This is a genomic window from Mesorhizobium sp. RCC_202 (genome assembly GCF_041355295.1).
Lineage (GTDB): Bacteria > Pseudomonadota > Alphaproteobacteria > Rhizobiales > Rhizobiaceae > Mesorhizobium.
In genome coordinates, this window is sequence record NZ_JBFUPO010000004.1 from 470,943 (window position 1) to 486,940 (window position 15,998).

The window sequence follows — 15,998 nt, forward strand, 5'->3', positions numbered from 1 at the left end:
CCCCTTGCGCTGAACCGTGGCGGAGACGGGCATGAGCGGCGAATTGGTGCTTGTCACCGGGGGTTCCGGCTTCGTTGGCGCCCACTGCATCATCGAACTTTTGAAAGCGGGTTACCGCGTGCGCACGACCGTAAGGTCGAAAGGCCGCCAGGCCGATGTCCTGGCCATGCTCAAGGCCGGTGGCGCCGAGCCCGGAGATGCACTGTCCTTTGCCGTCACCGATCTGACGTCGGAAGCCGGCTGGCCGGCGGCAGTTGCGGGCTGCGACTACATCCTGCACGTGGCTTCACCATTTCCGCCTGGCGTTCCGAAACACGAGGACGACCTGATCGTTCCGGCCCGGGAGGGTGCCTTGCGCGTCTTGCGGTTTGCACGCGGCGCCGGCGTGAAACGCGTCGTGCTCACCTCGTCCTTTGCCGCGGTCGGCTATGGGCAGGTTCCGATCGCCGGCCGACCCTTCACCGAGGAGAACTGGACCAACCTGACGCAGAAGGTCAGCGCTTATGTGAAATCGAAGACGCTGGCCGAGCGGGCAGCCTGGGATTTCATGGCCAAAGAGGGTGGCGCGCTGGAACTCGCGGTTGTCAATCCGGTCGGGATTTTCGGGCCCGTCCTGGGGCCGGATCACTCGACGTCGACGGATTTCATAAGGCGGCTGCTAGACGGTGAAATGCCGGGCTTGCCACGCATGGTGTTTGGTGTCGTCGATGTGCGCGATGTCGCGGACCTGCATCTGCGCGCCATGACCAATCCCGCCGCCAAGGGCGAGCGGTTCCTGGCCATCAGCGGCGATTTCATGTCGATGCTCGAGATCGCCGAGACGCTGAAAGCGAGGCTGGGCAATGCAGCGTCGCGCGTCACGACCAGAGTGCTGCCGGACTGGCTGGTCCGGATCGTTGGACTGTTCGACGGGCAGGCGGCTCAGATCGTGACTGAACTGGGCAAGGCCAGGAACGCGACGAGCGCCAAGGCCACGCGCCTGCTCGGCTGGACGCCGAGGTCGCGGGAGGAGGCGCTCGTGGCGACGGGCGAAAGCCTAATCCGGCTTGGATTGCTCAAAAAATCGAAGTGACGCGCCCCGGATCGCAGATCGCCGGGGCGCAATGATTTAACCGAGCAACGCAGCCTTGTTCGCTTCTACGAACTGCTTCAGCGACACCGATTTGCGGCCGGAGAGCTTTTCGACCGAATCCGTCACCATGCCGAGACCGCCGGCTCGTGTGACGGCGTCGAAGGACACCAGAGCCTTGGCCAGGAATTCCGGCAAACCGGCTGCCTTCAATCCTTGGGCCAAGGCGTCATCGGAAAGCTGGACAAGCTGGATCGGCTTGCCGGTGACTTCGGTGACAAGCGCCGCCACCTCGGCCGTCGTGTAGGCCTTCGGACCAGTCAGTGTGTAGGTCGTGCTTTCGCGCGTATCCGAGGCGAGCCCGGCGGCGATAGCAGCCGCATAGTCGTCGCGCGCGCCGTAGGAAATGACGCCGTCGCCGGCCGAGGTGTACCAGTGCCCCGACGCCAGCGCCTGCGGCAATCCATTGAACAGGTTCTCGTCGTACCAGCCGTTGCGGAAGATCGTGTAAGGGATACCGCTCGCCTTGATCGCCTGCTCGGTGTCGTAATGGTCTGGCGCGAAAACCACCGGCGAACCCGGTTCCGGATCGGGCATCGAGGTGTAGAGCAGATGGCCGACGCCTGCCTTGCTGGCTGCGGCGACCGCGGCGAGCTGCTGCTCGCGCCGCTTGCCCTGAATCGCCAGCTCGTTGGTGGAAATGATCAGTACCCGGTCGGCGCCCGTGAAGGCCTTGGCTAGCGATGCCTGGTCGTCGAAATCGGCCGCTCTGACGGTGACGCCGAGCGCCGCCAGATCGCCGAGATTTTCCGGGTTGCGCGTGGTGACGATGATATTGGCCGGCGCGACTTTCTGCTCACCCAGCAGATGCTTGATGACGGCGCGGCCGAGATGGCCGGAAGCGCCGGTGACGAGGAATGTTTCGGTCATGGAGGGTCCTGAATATTTGCGCCGATGGGCGGGTGCGGTTATTGGTCTCAAAAAGAGACCAGCACTAAAATAGGAATTGACCCCAGGCCGTAAAGAAGGCAGTTTTTCGGGAGGTAGGCACAGTCAGGGAACCACCCTGGCCGCCTGTATCCGACCAGCGGACATCGCGATGGACAGCAAGATCCTCAATCTGAAATCGAAGCTCGAGATCTATAAGGCGGCTATGGCCGACGGCGCCAATTTTTCCGATTGCCCGGTCCGGGACGTGATCCGGGGCATCAACGGCAAATGGAGCCCGTTGCTGGTCATGGCGCTTGCGGAAAAGCCCTACCGTTTCGGGGAATTGCGGCGTCTGGTTCCCGATATCTCGCAGCGCATGCTCACCCAGACGCTGCTTGAGCTGCAGCGCGACGGCTATGTGCATCGCGAAGTGTTCCCGACCAAGCCGCCAAGCGTCGAATACAGTCTGACCGATCTCGGGCGATCGATGTTCGATCCGCTCTACCAGCTCGTGCAATGGGCCGAGCTCAACCATGACGCCGTTAGCGCCGCGCGCGCCGCGTTCGACGCCACGCAGGCCTGATCTGTCGACAACGAGCGTCAAAGCGCCAACTTGATTTGACGATACCGTTGGGAGATTGTCGCGCCGGCTTGGCTTGGGCGGGCAATGAGCAGATCTTTCGACATCGCGATTGCCGGCGCCGGTCCGGCCGGATTGGCCGCGGCGCTCTATCTAAAGCGGGCAGGCCACAAGGTCACTGTCTTCGAGCGTTTCGACGAGCCGAAGCCGGTCGGCTCCGGGCTCATCCTGCAGCCGACGGGCTTGACCGTGCTCGCCGATCTCGGCTTGCTCGATGACATTCTGGCGCTGGGGAGCCGCATCGAGCGGCTGCATGGCACGGACGCGAGGAGCGGGCGCACCGTGCTCGAGGTTCGCTACGATGCCGGGCGCGGTCGCCGCTTCGGTCTCGCCGTACACCGGGCAGCGCTGTTCGGCGTGCTCTACCGCGCCGCCTTGCGCGAAGCGATCGCCATCGAAACCAATGTCGAGATCGAGGCGCTGGAGACGGGCGAGCGGGCGTCGCTGGTCTGCGGCAATGGCAAGCGACTGGGGCCGTTCGACCTGGTCGTAGACGCCAGCGGCGCGCGTTCGAAGCTGCGCCAGTGCCTGGGCGACCCAGCCATGCCGCGTCCACTTGCCTATGGCGCTTTCTGGGCATCGCTGGCCTGGCGCGACGGCTTCGACCAAAGCGCGCTGCTGCAGCGTTACGATAAGGCGAGCGTCATGGTCGGCGTGCTGCCGATCGGCCGGCCGCAGCCCGACGCCGAGCCCATGGCGGCCTTCTTCTGGAGCCTGAAGCCGGACGATGCCGATCAGGTACGGGCGACGGGCCTCGACGCATGGAAGGCGAGGGTGGTTTCGGTGTGGCCCGATTGCGAGGTTTTCACCAGCCAGATCGAGAGTTTCGAGCAGTTGTCGCTTGCCAGCTACGGCCACCACACGATGACGCTGCCGGCCGGCCGAAGGCTGGCTGTGATCGGCGACGCCGCGCATTCCACCAGTCCACAGCTCGGTCAGGGCGCAAACATGGCACTGCTCGACGCCGCGGCGCTCAGCCATGCGCTGGCGCATGCAAATGGCGTCGACGGTGCGCTCGATGCTTACGCCAAGGCGCGCCGGTGGCATGTGCGGTTATTCCAGACGCTGTCTCTGTCGCTGACGCCGTTTTACCAGTCGGACTCGACCATGCTTCCCTTCATCCGCGACCGGCTGGTGACGGCTTTGGCGAAGGTCCCGCCGGGACCGCAATTCCTCGCCGCCATGGTCGCCGGGACAGTGGTCGACCCATTCAGGCGGATCGGGCTTGCGGAGCTGCAGTGGCCTGCTGCCGGATGATGTTCGACAGATAAGATCCCTTCGCCCGCAGAAAGGCATGCAGCCGCCGTGGATAGTCGGCGCCCACAGCGTCTTTCACCGATTGGCGTTCGCTCAAGGCCGCACGCCAGGCCTGGACGAGCGGTTTGCCATCCAGAATGCCGAAATCGCCGATGCGATCGAAAATGTCGAAGTAGCGGAAGACCGGTCCGTAGACGGCGTCGACCAGCGAGAAGCGATCGCCGGCGAACCAGGGTCGGCTCGATCTGGTCGCCAAAATCGCCTCCACGCGTTCAAACATCTCGGACAAGCCGTTGCTTTCCTTGGCGAACGCGGCTTCGTCGGTAGCGGAATAGAGACGGCCGATGGCGTTCAGGATGGCCGAGCCGAATTCGATCCAGGCGCGGTGCCTGGCCCGCATCAACGGATCTGTCGGATGCAAAGGATTGGCCTCGGTCTCCTCGAGGAATTCCAGGATGACGGCGGATTCGAAGATGGTTTCTTCGTCATCACCGTTTCGAATCAGGAGCAGCGGCACCTTGCCGAGCGGCGAGATGGCCTTGAACCAAGCCGGCTTGTCGGCAAGGTCGACATAAATCCGTTCGAACGGCACGCCTTTCTCGGCAAGCGCAATCGCGGCGCGCTGCACATAGGGGCACAAATGATGGCTTATGAGGGTAAGCCTTGCGCTCATCTCACTCTCCCCAGACATAGTTGAGAGCGCCGTCCTCGACGCGGGTCGAGAGGAACATCAGGCGCGAAGCTTTCGGCGCCGGACCTTCGAGGCGCTCGCCGCTTTCCATGTCGAATTTCGCGCCATGCCATGCACAGACGAAGGCGCCATCCCGGCAGTCGAGCGGGCCGCCGAAATGCAGGCAGACATTGGCCGCGGCACGGATGCGCTCACCACTGCGCCAGACATGCACCTCACGGCCGAAGAACGGCGCAATCAAGCTGCCGCTCGGCGGGATGTCGGCGACCTTGCAGATTTCATGTTTCATCGGAAGCTCCCTGTCGATGCAATTGCATCTATATGGATGCATTTGCATCGATCGTCAAGCTTGTTGCAATTGCATCTATCCTTTAACCTCTCGCGATGACCAAGACATCGCCTTCCAGCCAGGCCGTCACCGCCTGGGCCCGTCTGATGCGCGTCTCGCGCCAGCTTGTCGAAAAGGCCGAAGACGCCCTCAAGCAAGCCGGCCTGCCGCCGCTTGCCTGGTACGATGTGCTGCATGAGCTCGCCGAAGCCGGCGAGGCGGGCTTGCGTCCCTTCGAGTTGACCGGTCGCGTTCTGCTTGCGCAATACGGGGTCTCCCGGCTGCTTGCGCGGCTCGAGGCGGACGGGCTGGTTGAGAAGCTGCCGGTCTCCGATGACGGCCGCGGCCAGATCGTGCGCATCACACCGGCCGGGCGTGATATGCGGCGGCGCATCTGGGGCGTCTACGGCGCTTCCATCGCCGGGCTGATGGGCGAGAAGCTTTCGGCCGAAGAGCTGGAGACGCTGGCAGGACTGCTGGGGCGGCTGCGGCATCCGCCGGCCCGGGAATGAAATCGCCGCCGACGTGTCTTAGGAAAGTCGCACAGCCCAGAGAAAGGCGATCGTAGCGAGCGCGCCAAGCGTGGCGCGGACGAGGTGCATTCCACCCCATTTGACGATCAACGATCGTGCTTGCGGATTGGAAGCTTCAATGTCCATGGCCTCCAAAAGCCGGTTCGTCGGCATCATCACCAGCAGCGTCCATGGCCAGGGCAGGATGATGGTCACCGCGCCGATCAGATAAGCCGGCTGACCAATCTGCCACCACGCAACCAGACCAAGAACGCAGGCAACAACGGCGATCGATGCCTGCATGATCGCGCCGCGCTTGTAAGAAGGTTGCCATTCGCGCAACAGCGCTTTGTCGTCGAGGCCGAGGCGGGCCGGTTGTTCAGCGACGCTGACATAAATGGCAGCGCCCGTGAAGGTGGCGGTAACAATCAGCGCAAGCAAGCCTGCCAGCATCCTGTCTCTCCAGCAGCGAAGCCACGACACTGCAAAATAGCGCTTGCCTGGCCTTCGACAATACGGCATAGAGGCCGAACCGTAACGTACGGTACTCTTCTAAAACAATCACTGCGTGGAACAGAGCTTGTTGCAGCCGACCGACATAGACACAAGCGAAGCGCTGACGGAGCGGCAGCAGGCCGTTCTCGATGCGGCGCTCCGTTTGCTGGTCGAGGAAGGCGACAACCTGACCATGACCGCGGTGGCGCGGCGCGCCAGCTGCTCGAAGGAAACGCTCTACAAATGGTTCGGCGACCGCGACGGGCTGCTGACCGCAACGGTGCAGTGGCAGGCGTCCAAGGTGCGTGTCGCGGCGGTCGATCGCGACAGGCTGGATCTCCTTTCGCTGACCGCGAGCCTGGAGCGTTTCGCTTCGGATTGGCTGAAGGTTATCTCCAGCGACACTTCAATCGCGTTGAATCGTGTGGCCGTTGGCCATGCCGGCTCCGGTAAGGACGATCTCGGCGCGGTCGTGCTTCAGAATGGGCGCTTCGCGCTTGCCAGGCGCCTCAAGCCGGTGCTTGAAGCGGGCCGGCAGGCCGGGTTGCTCGACTTCGAGGACGCCGAGACGGCGTTCCGGACCTTTTTCGGGCTGGTCGGCCGGGACGTGCAGATCCGTCTCTTGCTCGGCGACCGGCTGGAATTGACTGAGGCGACGATCGGCGGCGATGCCGTCCGCGCGACGCGGCAGTTTCTCGCTCTTTTCGGAGCAAAAACCGGGCCGCAAGGCCTCTGATCTTAGAAAACGGGAAGGAAGTAAAATGCGCGTCTATTACGATCGTGATGCCGATCTCAACCTGATCAAGGGCAAGAAGGTCGCCATCATCGGCTACGGCAGCCAGGGCAGGGCGCATGCGCTCAACCTGAAGGATTCCGGCGCCAAGGAAATCGCCATCGGCCTCAAGGCCGGCTCGGCGACCGCCAAGAAGGTCGAGGCCGACGGTCTCAAGGTGATGAGCGTGGCCGACGCCGCCAAATGGGCCGACCTGATGATGATGGCGACGCCTGACGAGCTGCAGGCCGACATCTATAAGAACGAGATCGCGCCGAACATCCGTGACGGTGCGGCGATCGCCTTCGCGCACGGCCTCAACGTGCATTTCGGCTTGATCGAGCCGAAGTCGACCGTCGACGTCGTCATGATCGCGCCGAAGGGCCCCGGCCACACGGTGCGCGGCGAATACCAGAAGGGCGGCGGCGTGCCGTGCCTGGTCGCCGTCAACCAGGACGCCTCGGGCAATGCGCTCGATCTCGCGCTGTCCTACGCCTGCGGCGTCGGCGGCGGCCGTTCGGGCATCATCGAGACCAATTTCCGCGAGGAATGCGAAACCGACCTGTTCGGCGAGCAGGTGGTGCTGTGCGGCGGCCTGGTCGAGCTGATCCGCGCCGGTTTCGAGACGCTGGTTGAAGCCGGCTACGCGCCGGAAATGGCGTATTTCGAGTGCCTGCACGAAGTGAAGCTGATCGTCGACCTGATCTATGAAGGCGGCATCGCCAACATGAACTACTCGATCTCGAACACCGCCGAATGGGGCGAGTATGTCTCGGGTCCGCGCATCATCACCGCCGAGACCAAGGCCGAAATGAAGCGCGTGCTGAAGGACATCCAGACCGGCAAATTCACCTCGGAATGGATGCAGGAATACCGCGCCGGTCTGTCGCGCTTCAAGGGCATCCGCCGCAACAATGACAGCCACCAGATCGAAGAGGTTGGTGCTAAACTCCGCGCGATGATGCCTTGGATTTCCAAGAACAAGCTGGTCGACAAGGCCAAGAACTAGGAAGCCAGCGCCAATTCTACCCTGCCGGCCATCTGCCGCAGGTTTCTGCGCTTCCGGTGCTCACGGACTTCAAGTCCGCTCCGCTCCGGTTCTCGAAACCCGCATCAGCTGACTCGGCAGGGCGAATTGTCATCTGTTTCCGGTCGCAACAACATCGGAGCCGGTGGAGCAATCCGCCGGTTTTTCTTTGTCAGCCATGCTGGGGGTTTCAGCCGTAATGCCAATGCGGCTTGGGCTCGGTGCCGATGAACTCGACGCCGATGCGATCCTCGCGGCGCCAGCGCACCACCGCTTTGTAGGCGATCCCGTCGACCGGCACATAGAGCAGGAATTCATCCGGCACGCGCGCCTCGATCGAAACCTTCAACTCGGCGCCCTTGGAATGCATGTTGCGCACCGTGCATGTCACCTCTGAATTGGTGATGCCGGTCAGGATGGTAGCGCCCTTGAGCACACGCTGCCTGTGTTGGGATCTGTTTTGTTCTTCGGCCATGGCGGGCACGTCCTCGCGAACTGCGTCGCGGCGAATCGTCGGGTGGGGCACCAGCCTTGTGCATAGACCCGGCTGATAAATTTACGGTTATCACCAGTTGTGGCCTTGGCAAAATAAAACGGCGCCCCGTGGGGGCGCCGTCTCTAAACGTTTGCTCGTGGCCATCTCAGCTATAGGGCGACCAGCATTGCTTGCGGGGCCCGTAATTGGGCTGGAAGCTGTTGTCCCGGGCGCGGTACGACCGGTAACGGTCGTAGCACCACTGCACATGGGCGCTGGAAAGCCGTTCCGTGCGATAGACGCGCCGCGGCTGAACATAGCGCGGATAGTAATCATATTGATAGGGATCATAGTAGTTGTCATAGGCAAGGCTGCCCAGGCCGAGGCCGAGGCCCAGCCCAAGGATCGCGGCGTCGCCGTCGCGGAAGTGCCTGCGGTGATGGTGCCGCCAGCGCCAGTCGCCGCCGCCGTCCCAGTTGCCGCCGTCCCAGTTGCGGGAGAAGTGGCGGTCGCCGCGCCATCTGAAATCGCCGCCGCGCCTGAAGTCGCCGCCATGCCGCCAGCGCCAGTTCTGCATGCCTCCGTTGCCGCCAGCCCAGCTGTCACGCACCGGTATGATGTTCGGCGCGGCGGTCTTCGTCGCGACGCCAAGATCGGGTTGCAGGATGGGCCCGGCGACCGATGGCGCCGTCACGCCCGCGACAAGGCCCAGGGCCAAAAGCCCGGACCTGAACGAAGAAAAGAGCGGTTTCATTTCACTCTCCAAGGAGTAAGGCCCCACGCCCAGCACACCCCGGGAATGGGCCTATTGTTGGAACTTCTCGTCTGAACGGAGGATGAACGGAAAGGTTCCATCAACCATGACGCGCATCGGGCCTGGCTCTTGTTTTCATGCCGGCTTGCGGGCAAAGGTCAGGGCCATGTCGCTGCGCCTCGCCACGTTCAACGTCGAGAACCTGATGAACAGGTTCGATTTCTCGGGCTATCGCAACCAACTCAACGAGGACCGCACGCTGGCTCTCTTCGACATCCAGAGCGAGGCCGAATACCGCATCCTCGAACAGGCGCGCACAATTGCCCAATCCGATGATACGCGCCAGCTGACGGCGTTGGCGATCGCGGCCACCCGCGCCGACATCATCTGCATGCAGGAAGTCGACAATATCGAGGCGCTGAAAGCCTTCGAATATGGCTATCTGTTCAAGATGGTCGGGCAGGGCTATCGGCAGAAATACACCACCGCCGGCAATGACTCACGCGGCATCGATGTCGCCTTGATGATGCGCAACGAGACCGCGCAGGGCCAACCGATCGAGTTCGTACGCATGACCAGCTATGCCTATGTCACGTTCGAGCAGTTCGGCCTGTTCACGCCGGAGCTTGCCGCCCTCGGGCACCAAGCGAACGAGCGCATTTTCCGGCGCGACTGTCTGGAGGTCGATCTCAGCATCGGCGGCGCGCCGCTGACGCTCTATCTCGTCCACTTCAAGTCGATGGGCCCGCCGCGCAACGGGCTCGACGGCCGCGAGGCGACGATGCCGCTGCGCATTGCCGAGGCACAAGCCGTGCGGCGCATCATCGAAGAGCGTTTCGGCAAGGACCATGCGGCCGACAAGCGCTGGGCAATCTGCGGCGACATGAACGACTATCGGCAGCGCGTGAAGGTAGCCGGCGACTCCGTCGACGGCTACCGCTTCGAAGTCGTCGACGAGGCGCTGTCGTCGATCGATGTTTTGACCGCTGGCGGCTTCTGCGAGAACGTCGTCGAACGGCGGCCGGAAATGGACCGCTGGAGTTTTTATCACACGCGCGGTCCGCAGGAGCGGCATCTCTGCCAGCTCGACTATATCCTGTTGTCGAAGGCGCTGGCGGCGAAGAACGCAACGGCGGTTCCCGACATAATCCGCAACGGCCAGCCCTGGCGCACTATCTTTCCGCCCGGACAGGAGGTCGAGCGCTTTCCGCGCGCCGGCTGGGACAGGCCGAAGGCCTCCGACCATTGCCCGGTGGCAATCGCCTTGAACATGGCGTGACCCCTGTGAGTTTCGATCTGCCGCGCAATGTCATCCTGCCGGTCGACGAGATCGACGTGCGGCTCGTCGCCGAGCAGCACCCGTTCGAGCGCGACAACCAGGCGGCGATCGCCGAGAACTGGCGGCAGGAGATCGAAGAGAAACCGGCGCTGTTCGATGGCACGGTGGTGCTGTTGTCGGCGCTCGCATGGCGCGACAATCGTCTCGTCGGGCGCTGTCATGCGGTGAAATACTCGACCTTCATGCTGTGGCGGAAGAACCGTGAAGCGAGCGGCGCCGAACATGCCTACGGCCACGCCATGCTGGTCGCCGGCGACAATGCGCTGGTGGCGATCCGCATGGGGCCGCACACGGTCCTGGCCGGCAGCGTCTACTTCGCCGCCGGTTCGTTCGAGCCGATCGATTTTCGCGATGGCCTCGTCGACGTCGATTTCAACATGATCCGCGAGGTTCGCGAGGAGACCGGCCTCGACCTGACGACAGCCACGCGCGGCAGGCGCCACCACGCGCTGTCGACCGCGACCGGCACGGTTCTCTTCCGCCGCTACCATGTCGATGAACCGGCCGACGAGATTGCGCGACGCATCAGGGCTTTTGTCGCGGCCGAGGCCGATCCGGAGATCGAAGGACCGGTGATCATCCGTCATGCGGCCGACCTGCCGGTTGGGTTGGCAGCGCATATGAAGCCGCTGATCGAGTGGCACTTCGCGGATAGCGAAGCTTCCTAAGCCCTCACGGGAAGAGCGGTGGCAACGCGGTGTCCGAAGTGCTTTTGCCGAGAGCGCCGTCGTCCTTGTAGTAATAGCTGTAGCCGTTGATGGCCGGGGCGCCGCCGAGATGCGCGTAGAGCACCTTTGAGCCTTCGGGGAAGAAGCCTTTCCTGATCAGATCGATCAGGCCCTGCATCGATTTTCCCTCATAAACCGGGTCGGTGATCATCGCCTCGGTACGGGCCGCCAGACGGATCGCGTCGTTCGTTTCTGCGGAGGGAACGCCATAGGCCGGGTAGGCGTAGTCGGGATTGATGACGATCTCGTCATCGCCCACGGTTCGGCCTAGTTCGACCAGGGCGGCGGTGTCGTCGACGATCCGGCGGACCTGCGCGCGGGTCTGGTCCGGTGTGCCGGAGGCGTCGATGCCGATCACGCGGTCGGCGCGATCCTGCGCGGCGAAGCCGACGATCATGCCCGCCAGCGTCGACCCGGTCACGACGCACACGATGATGTAGTCGAAGGCAAAGCCGAGTTCGGCTTCCTGTTTTGCCACCTCCTCGGCGAAGCCGACATAGCCGAGGCCGCCGAGCTTGTGCACCGAGGCGCCGGCGGGAATCGGATAGGGCTTGCCGCCGGCGTCCTTCACCGACTGGATCGCATCCTGCCAGCTTTTGCGGATGCCGATGTCGAAGCCGTCGTCGACCAGCCGGCTGTCCGCGCCCATCAGCCGTGTCAGCAGGATGTTTCCGACCCGGTCGTACACCGCATCATAGTGCGGCACCCATTTCTCCTGGATCACCACGCATTTCATGCCGATCTTGGCGGCGGTGGCGGCAACCATGCGCGTGTGGTTCGATTGCACGCCGCCGATCGACACCAGCGTGTCGGCGCCGGCGCGAAGCGCGTCCGGCACGATGTATTCGAGCTTGCGCAGCTTGTTGCCGCCCATGGCGAGGCCGGAGTTGCAATCGTCACGCTTGGCGTAGACCTGCACTTTCCCGCCCAGCGCCGCGCTCAGCCTCGGCAGATGTTCGATCGGCGTCGGGCCGAAGGTCAGCTTGTAACGTTCAAATTTCTCAAGGAGCGACATCGATCTGTCTCCGCAACGGTTGTTTTCGATGGGCGGAGGATAGACGGCCTTGGGCGAGAGGTGCTCTCGATCTCGCCTTCCAGAGTTCTACCATTTGTGGAAAGATGCTCTTAGATAGGCTGGGATCAATCAGATTTGTGAGAAAAATGGAAGAATCTTCCGCGCAAGCGCTCGACCGTATAGACGTCAGGATTCTGCGCGCCCTTCAGGCCGAGGGGCGGCTGACGAACGCCGAGCTGGCGGCGCGCGTGAATGTCAGCGCAGCCACCTGCCATCGGCGCACGCAACGCCTGTTCGAGGACGGCTACATCACTGGGGTGAGGGCGGAGATCGCGCCGGTTGCGGTCGGACTTGGCGCACTGGTGATGGTCGGCGTCGTGCTCGACCGCTCGACGCCCGAAAGCTTCGGCGCCTTCGAGGCGGCCGTGCTCGAGCTCAAGGAGGTCCTGGATTGCAATCTTGTGGCCGGCGATTTCGACTATCTGTTGAAGATACGCGTTCGCGACATGGCCGATTTCAACAAGCTGCACGGGCAAAAGCTGATCGCGCTGCCGGGCGTCCGGCAAACCAGGACGTTCTTCGTCATGAAAGAGGTCAAGGAGAACGCGCGGCTTCCGTTCTGAGGCCGCGCAGCATCAGCCTTGCCGCTTTTTCCTGTCGTTGCGGGCCGCAACGAAGAACAGGATTACGCTGAGGCCGAGAAAGCCACCCATCGCCATTCCCATCGTCTGGCCGACGACAGCCTGGAATTCGGTGGTCACGCGGCCGGGATTGGCCATGCCGTAACGGGCGAGATACCACCAGATGTCGGCAAGCCCGGCCTCGATGAGCACGACTATCATCAATACGCGTGCTTTGTAGCTCATCGGTTCGCCCTCGCTTTGATCCCGCGGACACCATGCAAGGATCGCCATCGCACCATGCGCTAGCACCGTCGGCCGGCCGCTCACAATGCCGCCTTGTGGAGCGCGCTCAAATTTTCATCTGCCGCTGGTCGAGCAGCATTCCGTAAGTGGCTCTTCCTGATTGAGCAGTCCCGAACTTGATGTGAGCGAGAGAAGTGGCCCCGGATCAAGCTTCGCGAAAGTGGAATGCAATGACAGTGGAATCTAAATCGGGGCTCGGCCGAGCGGCGATCATGCTTTCTGCCGGCATGGCGATATCTGGTACAGCGGGTCTATTTTCCATCGAGTCCGGCCAGCCGACGCTCAACGTCATCCTTTTTCGCTGTGTCTTCGGCGCGATAGCTCTTGTCGGGTGGAGCGCTTTGCGAGAGGGCTGGAAGAGCCTCTTCATCGCGGACAAGGCGCTATGGCCGCTGGTGATCGTCAGCGGCATCTGCCTCGTCTTGAACTGGGTGGCCTTGTTCCAGGCCTTCAAATTGACATCGATCGGCTTCGCGACGATCATCTATCACCTGCAACCGTTCTGGATCACGCTGGCTGGGGCTTTGTTGCTCAAGGAAGGGCTGTCGCGGGATAAATTGGGCTGGATCTGCGTCGCGTTCCTCGGCCTCGTCCTCACCATCCTGCCAAAACTCGGCGTCATGAGGGCCGATCACGACTGGCTCGTCGGCGTCGGCCTGGCGCTTGTCGCGTCGCTGTTTTATGCCGCCACCACCTTGACCACCCGAGCCGTCAAATCGGTGAAGCCCAGCGTTCTCAGCGCCATCCATTGCCTGATCGGCGTCGTCGTTTTTGCGCCGTTCGTCGATCTGGCCGCGCTTCAAACCGGCGGCAATGGCATGTGGGGGTGGCTTGTCGGCCTTGGCGTCATCCACACCGGAATCGTCTACATCCTGCTCTATTCATCTTACCCCAAGCTCCCGATCACGGTCATCGCGGCCGGATCTTTCCTGAACCCGGTTGCCGCATTGCTGTCCGACTTCTTCGTCTTCGGCCGTTCGATAACCACCATGCAAGGCGCAGGCCTGGTCCTTATCCTGCTGGCGGGGCTTGCCGTGAACCTCGGCTGGCCGTTTCTTTTGGGGTCGACGCGAAGGATCGCGCCGGCGCGGGAATCCTGACGGCGATCTTCCTCCGGCGGCCTATTCGTGCCGCAACGCGTCGATCGGGTCGAGCCTGGCGCCGCGCAGGGCCGGGAAAAAGCCGAACACCATGCCGATCAACGCCGAGAAGCCGACGGCGAGCAGAATGACCGCCGGGCTTGGCGCGAACGGTATCGTCAGCGTCGCCGAGGCTAGTCCAGCCAACGCCAAACCGATCAGGATGCCGATGATGCCGCCGAGCAGCGACAGCACCGTCGCTTCGACCAGGAACTGGATGAGGATGTGCTTTTCATGCGCGCCGATCGCCAGCCTGATGCCGATCTCGCGCGTGCGCTCGGTGACCGAGACCAGCATGATGTTCATGATGCCGATGCCGCCGACCAGCAGGCTGACGCCGGCGACGGCGCCCAGCATGCCGGTCATGGTGGTGGTGGCGCTGGCCATGGCGTCGGCGATCTGGGTCATGTCGCGGATGGCGAAATCGGGATCGCGGTCCGGGGTGACGCGGCGCGTGTCGCGCAAAATGTCCTCGACGCGCGGCTGCAATTCGCTGGTCGGCGTGCGGTCGTCGGCGGCGATATAGATGTTGTCGACGTCGCGGTTGCCGGCAATGCGCCGCTGATAGGCGTGCAAAGGCATCAACACGACATTGTCCTGGTCCTGGCCGAAGCCGGTATAGCCCTTAGGCTCCAACAGGCCGATGATCTTGCAGGAGGTGCGGTTGACGCGGATGATCTCGCCTTCGGGGTCGCCGGCGCCGAAGAATTGCTGGCGCACCGTCTCGCCGATCAGGCAGACGCCGGTGCCCGAGCGGGTTTCGGAATCGCTGAACGGGCGGCCCGACACCAGCTTCCAGTCGCGCGCGTCGAGATAGGCACTGTCGGTGCCGGTGACGCCGGAGGTCAGGCTCTCGGTGCCGAAGATGACGCGCACCTGTTTTTGCGAGGCAGGTGAAATGGCGCGCGCGCCGCTCAGATGCGCGACCAACGCCGTCACATCCTTCTCGGCCAGCGGCCGCACGGCCTGGTCCAGCCCTCCTGGGCCGCCCGGACCCGCGGGACGGCCGGCGCGGACGACGAGCAAATTGCTGCCCAGCTTGGAGATGTCGGCCTTGACCTTTTGCGTGGTGCCGGAGCCGATGGTGAGCATGGCAATGACGGCGGCGACCCCGATGACGATGCCGAGCAGCGTCAGGAACGAGCGCAGCACGTTGCGGCGGATCGAGCGCAGCGAGAGCCGAACGGTTTCCCAGATCATGCGGCCTCCGCATTCAAGGTGTCGGAGGCGACATGGCCGTCGAGGAAGCGGATGGTGCGGCCGGCATAGGCGGCGACATCGGCCTCGTGCGTGACCATGGCGATGGTCAGGCCAAGGTCGGCGTTGAGCCTGGTCAGCAACTCCATGATCTCGTGCGTGCGCGCGGTGTCGAGATTGCCGGTCGGCTCGTCGGCGACAAGCAGCGTCGGCCGGGTGACGATCGCGCGTGCGATCGCCACGCGCTGCTGCTGGCCACCCGAGAGCTCCGCCGGCGTATGATGCTCGCGCCCAACAAGGCCGACCTCAGCCAGCGCCTGCATGGCGAGCTCCCGGCGCTCGCGGGCAGGGGCGCCGCGATAGATCAGCGGCAGCTCGACATTTTCCGCCGCCGTCGTGCGCGGCAACAGATTGTAACCCTGGAAGACGAAGCCGACATAGAGGTTGCGCAACTGAGCGCGACGGTTGCGGTCGAGCCGGCCAGCATCGACGCCCATGAAAGAATAGGTTCCGGCCGTCGGGGTGTCGAGGCAGCCGATGATGTTCATGGCCGTCGATTTGCCAGAGCCGGAAGGACCCATGATGGCGACGAACTCGCCACGGCGGATGGCGAGATCGACGCCGGCCAGCGCATGCACGCGCGCCTCGCCCTGGCCATAGCTCTTCCAGACCTTGTCGAAGGTGATCAGCAAGGGAGCCGGCAT

20 protein-coding genes are annotated in these 15,998 nt (G+C 63.3%); 10 read left to right on the top strand and 10 right to left on the bottom strand.

Annotated features, from left to right (window positions below; translation table 11 throughout):
- Positions 1-31 precede the first annotated feature (31 nt).
- Positions 32-1,072 carry an SDR family oxidoreductase gene (locus AB6802_RS12380; RefSeq protein ID WP_371010377.1) on the top strand — a complete coding sequence of 347 codons (1,041 nt, stop codon included), beginning with the start codon at positions 32-34 and terminating at the stop codon, positions 1,070-1,072.
- A 36-nt stretch (positions 1,073-1,108) separates the two neighbouring features.
- On the opposite strand, the gene AB6802_RS12385 is transcribed toward AB6802_RS12380, so the two are convergent.
- On the bottom strand, positions 1,109-1,999 hold the full coding sequence (locus AB6802_RS12385) for an SDR family oxidoreductase (RefSeq protein ID WP_371010378.1): 891 nt from the start codon (positions 1,997-1,999) through the stop codon (positions 1,109-1,111).
- 169 nt (positions 2,000-2,168) lie between these two features.
- Here AB6802_RS12385 and AB6802_RS12390 point away from each other — a divergent pair, with 169 nt between their 5' ends.
- Together AB6802_RS12390 and AB6802_RS12395 are read left to right on the top strand one after the other, a co-directional pair.
- Positions 2,169-2,582, top strand: coding sequence for a winged helix-turn-helix transcriptional regulator (locus AB6802_RS12390; protein WP_371010379.1), 414 nt, complete (start codon positions 2,169-2,171; stop codon positions 2,580-2,582).
- Positions 2,583-2,666: 84 nt separating this feature from the next.
- The gene (locus AB6802_RS12395) at positions 2,667-3,896 is read left to right on the top strand and encodes an FAD-dependent oxidoreductase (RefSeq protein ID WP_371010380.1); all 1,230 of its coding nucleotides are present in this window, start codon (positions 2,667-2,669) and stop codon (positions 3,894-3,896) included.
- On the opposite strand, the gene AB6802_RS12400 is transcribed toward AB6802_RS12395, so the two are convergent.
- Positions 3,850-4,569 carry a glutathione S-transferase family protein gene (locus tag AB6802_RS12400; protein ID WP_371010381.1) on the bottom strand — a complete coding sequence of 240 codons (720 nt, stop codon included), beginning with the start codon at positions 4,567-4,569 and terminating at the stop codon, positions 3,850-3,852. The genes AB6802_RS12395 and AB6802_RS12400 overlap by 47 nt on opposite strands.
- Before the next feature lies 1 nt (position 4,570).
- The gene (locus AB6802_RS12405) at positions 4,571-4,876 is read right to left on the bottom strand and encodes a Rieske (2Fe-2S) protein (RefSeq protein WP_371010382.1); all 306 of its coding nucleotides are present in this window, start codon (positions 4,874-4,876) and stop codon (positions 4,571-4,573) included.
- Between the two features lie 95 nt (positions 4,877-4,971).
- On the opposite strand from AB6802_RS12405, the gene AB6802_RS12410 reads away from it, so the two are divergent.
- A complete protein-coding gene (locus tag AB6802_RS12410; RefSeq protein ID WP_371010383.1) occupies positions 4,972-5,427 on the top strand; it encodes a MarR family winged helix-turn-helix transcriptional regulator in 456 nt (151 codons plus the stop codon).
- 18 nt (positions 5,428-5,445) lie between these two features.
- On the opposite strand, the gene AB6802_RS12415 is transcribed toward AB6802_RS12410, so the two are convergent.
- Entirely contained in the window at positions 5,446-5,877 is a 432-nt protein-coding gene (locus AB6802_RS12415) for a DUF1772 domain-containing protein (protein WP_371010476.1), read from the bottom strand.
- 130 nt (positions 5,878-6,007) lie between these two features.
- On the opposite strand from AB6802_RS12415, the gene AB6802_RS12420 reads away from it, so the two are divergent.
- The gene (locus AB6802_RS12420) at positions 6,008-6,658 is read left to right on the top strand and encodes a TetR/AcrR family transcriptional regulator (RefSeq protein WP_371010384.1); all 651 of its coding nucleotides are present in this window, start codon (positions 6,008-6,010) and stop codon (positions 6,656-6,658) included.
- 25 nt (positions 6,659-6,683) lie between these two features.
- Entirely contained in the window at positions 6,684-7,703 is a 1,020-nt protein-coding gene (gene ilvC / locus AB6802_RS12425; protein WP_140495398.1) for a ketol-acid reductoisomerase, read from the top strand.
- 208 nt (positions 7,704-7,911) lie between these two features.
- On the opposite strand, the gene AB6802_RS12430 is transcribed toward ilvC, so the two are convergent.
- Together AB6802_RS12430 and AB6802_RS12435 are read right to left on the bottom strand one after the other, a co-directional pair.
- Positions 7,912-8,196 (bottom strand): PilZ domain-containing protein, encoded by a 285-nt coding sequence (locus tag AB6802_RS12430; protein WP_371010385.1) that lies wholly within the window; start codon positions 8,194-8,196, stop codon positions 7,912-7,914.
- A gap of 166 nt (positions 8,197-8,362) precedes the next feature.
- Positions 8,363-8,950, bottom strand: a complete 588-nt coding sequence (locus AB6802_RS12435) for a BA14K family protein (RefSeq protein WP_371010386.1) — start codon at positions 8,948-8,950, stop codon at positions 8,363-8,365.
- A 166-nt stretch (positions 8,951-9,116) separates the two neighbouring features.
- On the opposite strand from AB6802_RS12435, the gene AB6802_RS12440 reads away from it, so the two are divergent.
- Both AB6802_RS12440 and AB6802_RS12445 read left to right on the top strand, forming a co-directional pair.
- Positions 9,117-10,229 carry an endonuclease/exonuclease/phosphatase family protein gene (locus AB6802_RS12440; RefSeq protein ID WP_371010387.1) on the top strand — a complete coding sequence of 371 codons (1,113 nt, stop codon included), beginning with the start codon at positions 9,117-9,119 and terminating at the stop codon, positions 10,227-10,229.
- 5 nt (positions 10,230-10,234) lie between these two features.
- Positions 10,235-10,957 (top strand): hypothetical protein, encoded by a 723-nt coding sequence (locus AB6802_RS12445; RefSeq protein ID WP_371010477.1) that lies wholly within the window; start codon positions 10,235-10,237, stop codon positions 10,955-10,957.
- 4 nt (positions 10,958-10,961) lie between these two features.
- On the opposite strand, the gene AB6802_RS12450 is transcribed toward AB6802_RS12445, so the two are convergent.
- Positions 10,962-12,032 carry a 1-aminocyclopropane-1-carboxylate deaminase gene (locus AB6802_RS12450; protein ID WP_371010388.1) on the bottom strand — a complete coding sequence of 357 codons (1,071 nt, stop codon included), beginning with the start codon at positions 12,030-12,032 and terminating at the stop codon, positions 10,962-10,964.
- A 146-nt stretch (positions 12,033-12,178) separates the two neighbouring features.
- Between AB6802_RS12450 and AB6802_RS12455 the strand changes: the two genes are divergently transcribed.
- A complete protein-coding gene (locus tag AB6802_RS12455; protein WP_371010389.1) occupies positions 12,179-12,655 on the top strand; it encodes an Lrp/AsnC family transcriptional regulator in 477 nt (158 codons plus the stop codon).
- A gap of 12 nt (positions 12,656-12,667) precedes the next feature.
- Here AB6802_RS12455 and AB6802_RS12460 read toward each other — a convergent pair whose 3' ends face one another.
- On the bottom strand, positions 12,668-12,898 hold the full coding sequence (locus AB6802_RS12460) for a hypothetical protein (RefSeq protein WP_371010390.1): 231 nt from the start codon (positions 12,896-12,898) through the stop codon (positions 12,668-12,670).
- 230 nt (positions 12,899-13,128) lie between these two features.
- Here AB6802_RS12460 and AB6802_RS12465 point away from each other — a divergent pair, with 230 nt between their 5' ends.
- Positions 13,129-14,058: a DMT family transporter gene (locus AB6802_RS12465; protein ID WP_371010391.1), complete on the top strand. Its 930-nt coding sequence runs from the start codon at positions 13,129-13,131 to the stop codon at positions 14,056-14,058.
- Between the two features lie 21 nt (positions 14,059-14,079).
- Here AB6802_RS12465 and AB6802_RS12470 read toward each other — a convergent pair whose 3' ends face one another.
- Positions 14,080-15,297 carry an ABC transporter permease gene (locus tag AB6802_RS12470; RefSeq protein WP_371010392.1) on the bottom strand — a complete coding sequence of 406 codons (1,218 nt, stop codon included), beginning with the start codon at positions 15,295-15,297 and terminating at the stop codon, positions 14,080-14,082.
- A complete protein-coding gene (locus AB6802_RS12475; protein ID WP_371010393.1) occupies positions 15,294-15,998 on the bottom strand; it encodes an ABC transporter ATP-binding protein in 705 nt (234 codons plus the stop codon). Before AB6802_RS12475 ends, AB6802_RS12470 begins: the two co-directional genes overlap by 4 nt.

Excerpts from the sequence above, each read along its gene's own strand:
- AB6802_RS12380 (WP_371010377.1), top strand. The coding sequence starts at position 32 with ATGAGCGGCGAATTGGTGCTTGTCACCGGGGGTTCCGGCTTCGTTGGC.
- AB6802_RS12385 (WP_371010378.1), bottom strand. The coding sequence starts at position 1,999 with ATGACCGAAACATTCCTCGTCACCGGCGCTTCCGGCCATCTCGGCCGC.
- AB6802_RS12390 (WP_371010379.1), top strand. The coding sequence starts at position 2,169 with ATGGACAGCAAGATCCTCAATCTGAAATCGAAGCTCGAGATCTATAAG.
- AB6802_RS12395 (WP_371010380.1), top strand. The coding sequence starts at position 2,667 with ATGAGCAGATCTTTCGACATCGCGATTGCCGGCGCCGGTCCGGCCGGA.
- AB6802_RS12400 (WP_371010381.1), bottom strand. The coding sequence starts at position 4,569 with ATGAGCGCAAGGCTTACCCTCATAAGCCATCATTTGTGCCCCTATGTG.
- AB6802_RS12405 (WP_371010382.1), bottom strand. The coding sequence starts at position 4,876 with ATGAAACATGAAATCTGCAAGGTCGCCGACATCCCGCCGAGCGGCAGC.
- AB6802_RS12410 (WP_371010383.1), top strand. The coding sequence starts at position 4,972 with ATGACCAAGACATCGCCTTCCAGCCAGGCCGTCACCGCCTGGGCCCGT.
- ilvC (WP_140495398.1), top strand. The coding sequence starts at position 6,684 with ATGCGCGTCTATTACGATCGTGATGCCGATCTCAACCTGATCAAGGGC.
- AB6802_RS12430 (WP_371010385.1), bottom strand. The coding sequence starts at position 8,196 with ATGGCCGAAGAACAAAACAGATCCCAACACAGGCAGCGTGTGCTCAAG.
- AB6802_RS12435 (WP_371010386.1), bottom strand. The coding sequence starts at position 8,950 with ATGAAACCGCTCTTTTCTTCGTTCAGGTCCGGGCTTTTGGCCCTGGGC.
- AB6802_RS12440 (WP_371010387.1), top strand. The coding sequence starts at position 9,117 with ATGTCGCTGCGCCTCGCCACGTTCAACGTCGAGAACCTGATGAACAGG.
- AB6802_RS12450 (WP_371010388.1), bottom strand. The coding sequence starts at position 12,032 with ATGTCGCTCCTTGAGAAATTTGAACGTTACAAGCTGACCTTCGGCCCG.
- AB6802_RS12455 (WP_371010389.1), top strand. The coding sequence starts at position 12,179 with ATGGAAGAATCTTCCGCGCAAGCGCTCGACCGTATAGACGTCAGGATT.
- AB6802_RS12460 (WP_371010390.1), bottom strand. The coding sequence starts at position 12,898 with ATGAGCTACAAAGCACGCGTATTGATGATAGTCGTGCTCATCGAGGCC.
- AB6802_RS12465 (WP_371010391.1), top strand. The coding sequence starts at position 13,129 with ATGACAGTGGAATCTAAATCGGGGCTCGGCCGAGCGGCGATCATGCTT.
- AB6802_RS12470 (WP_371010392.1), bottom strand. The coding sequence starts at position 15,297 with ATGATCTGGGAAACCGTTCGGCTCTCGCTGCGCTCGATCCGCCGCAAC.
- AB6802_RS12475 (WP_371010393.1), bottom strand. The coding sequence starts at position 15,998 with ATGCCGGCTCCCTTGCTGATCACCTTCGACAAGGTCTGGAAGAGCTAT.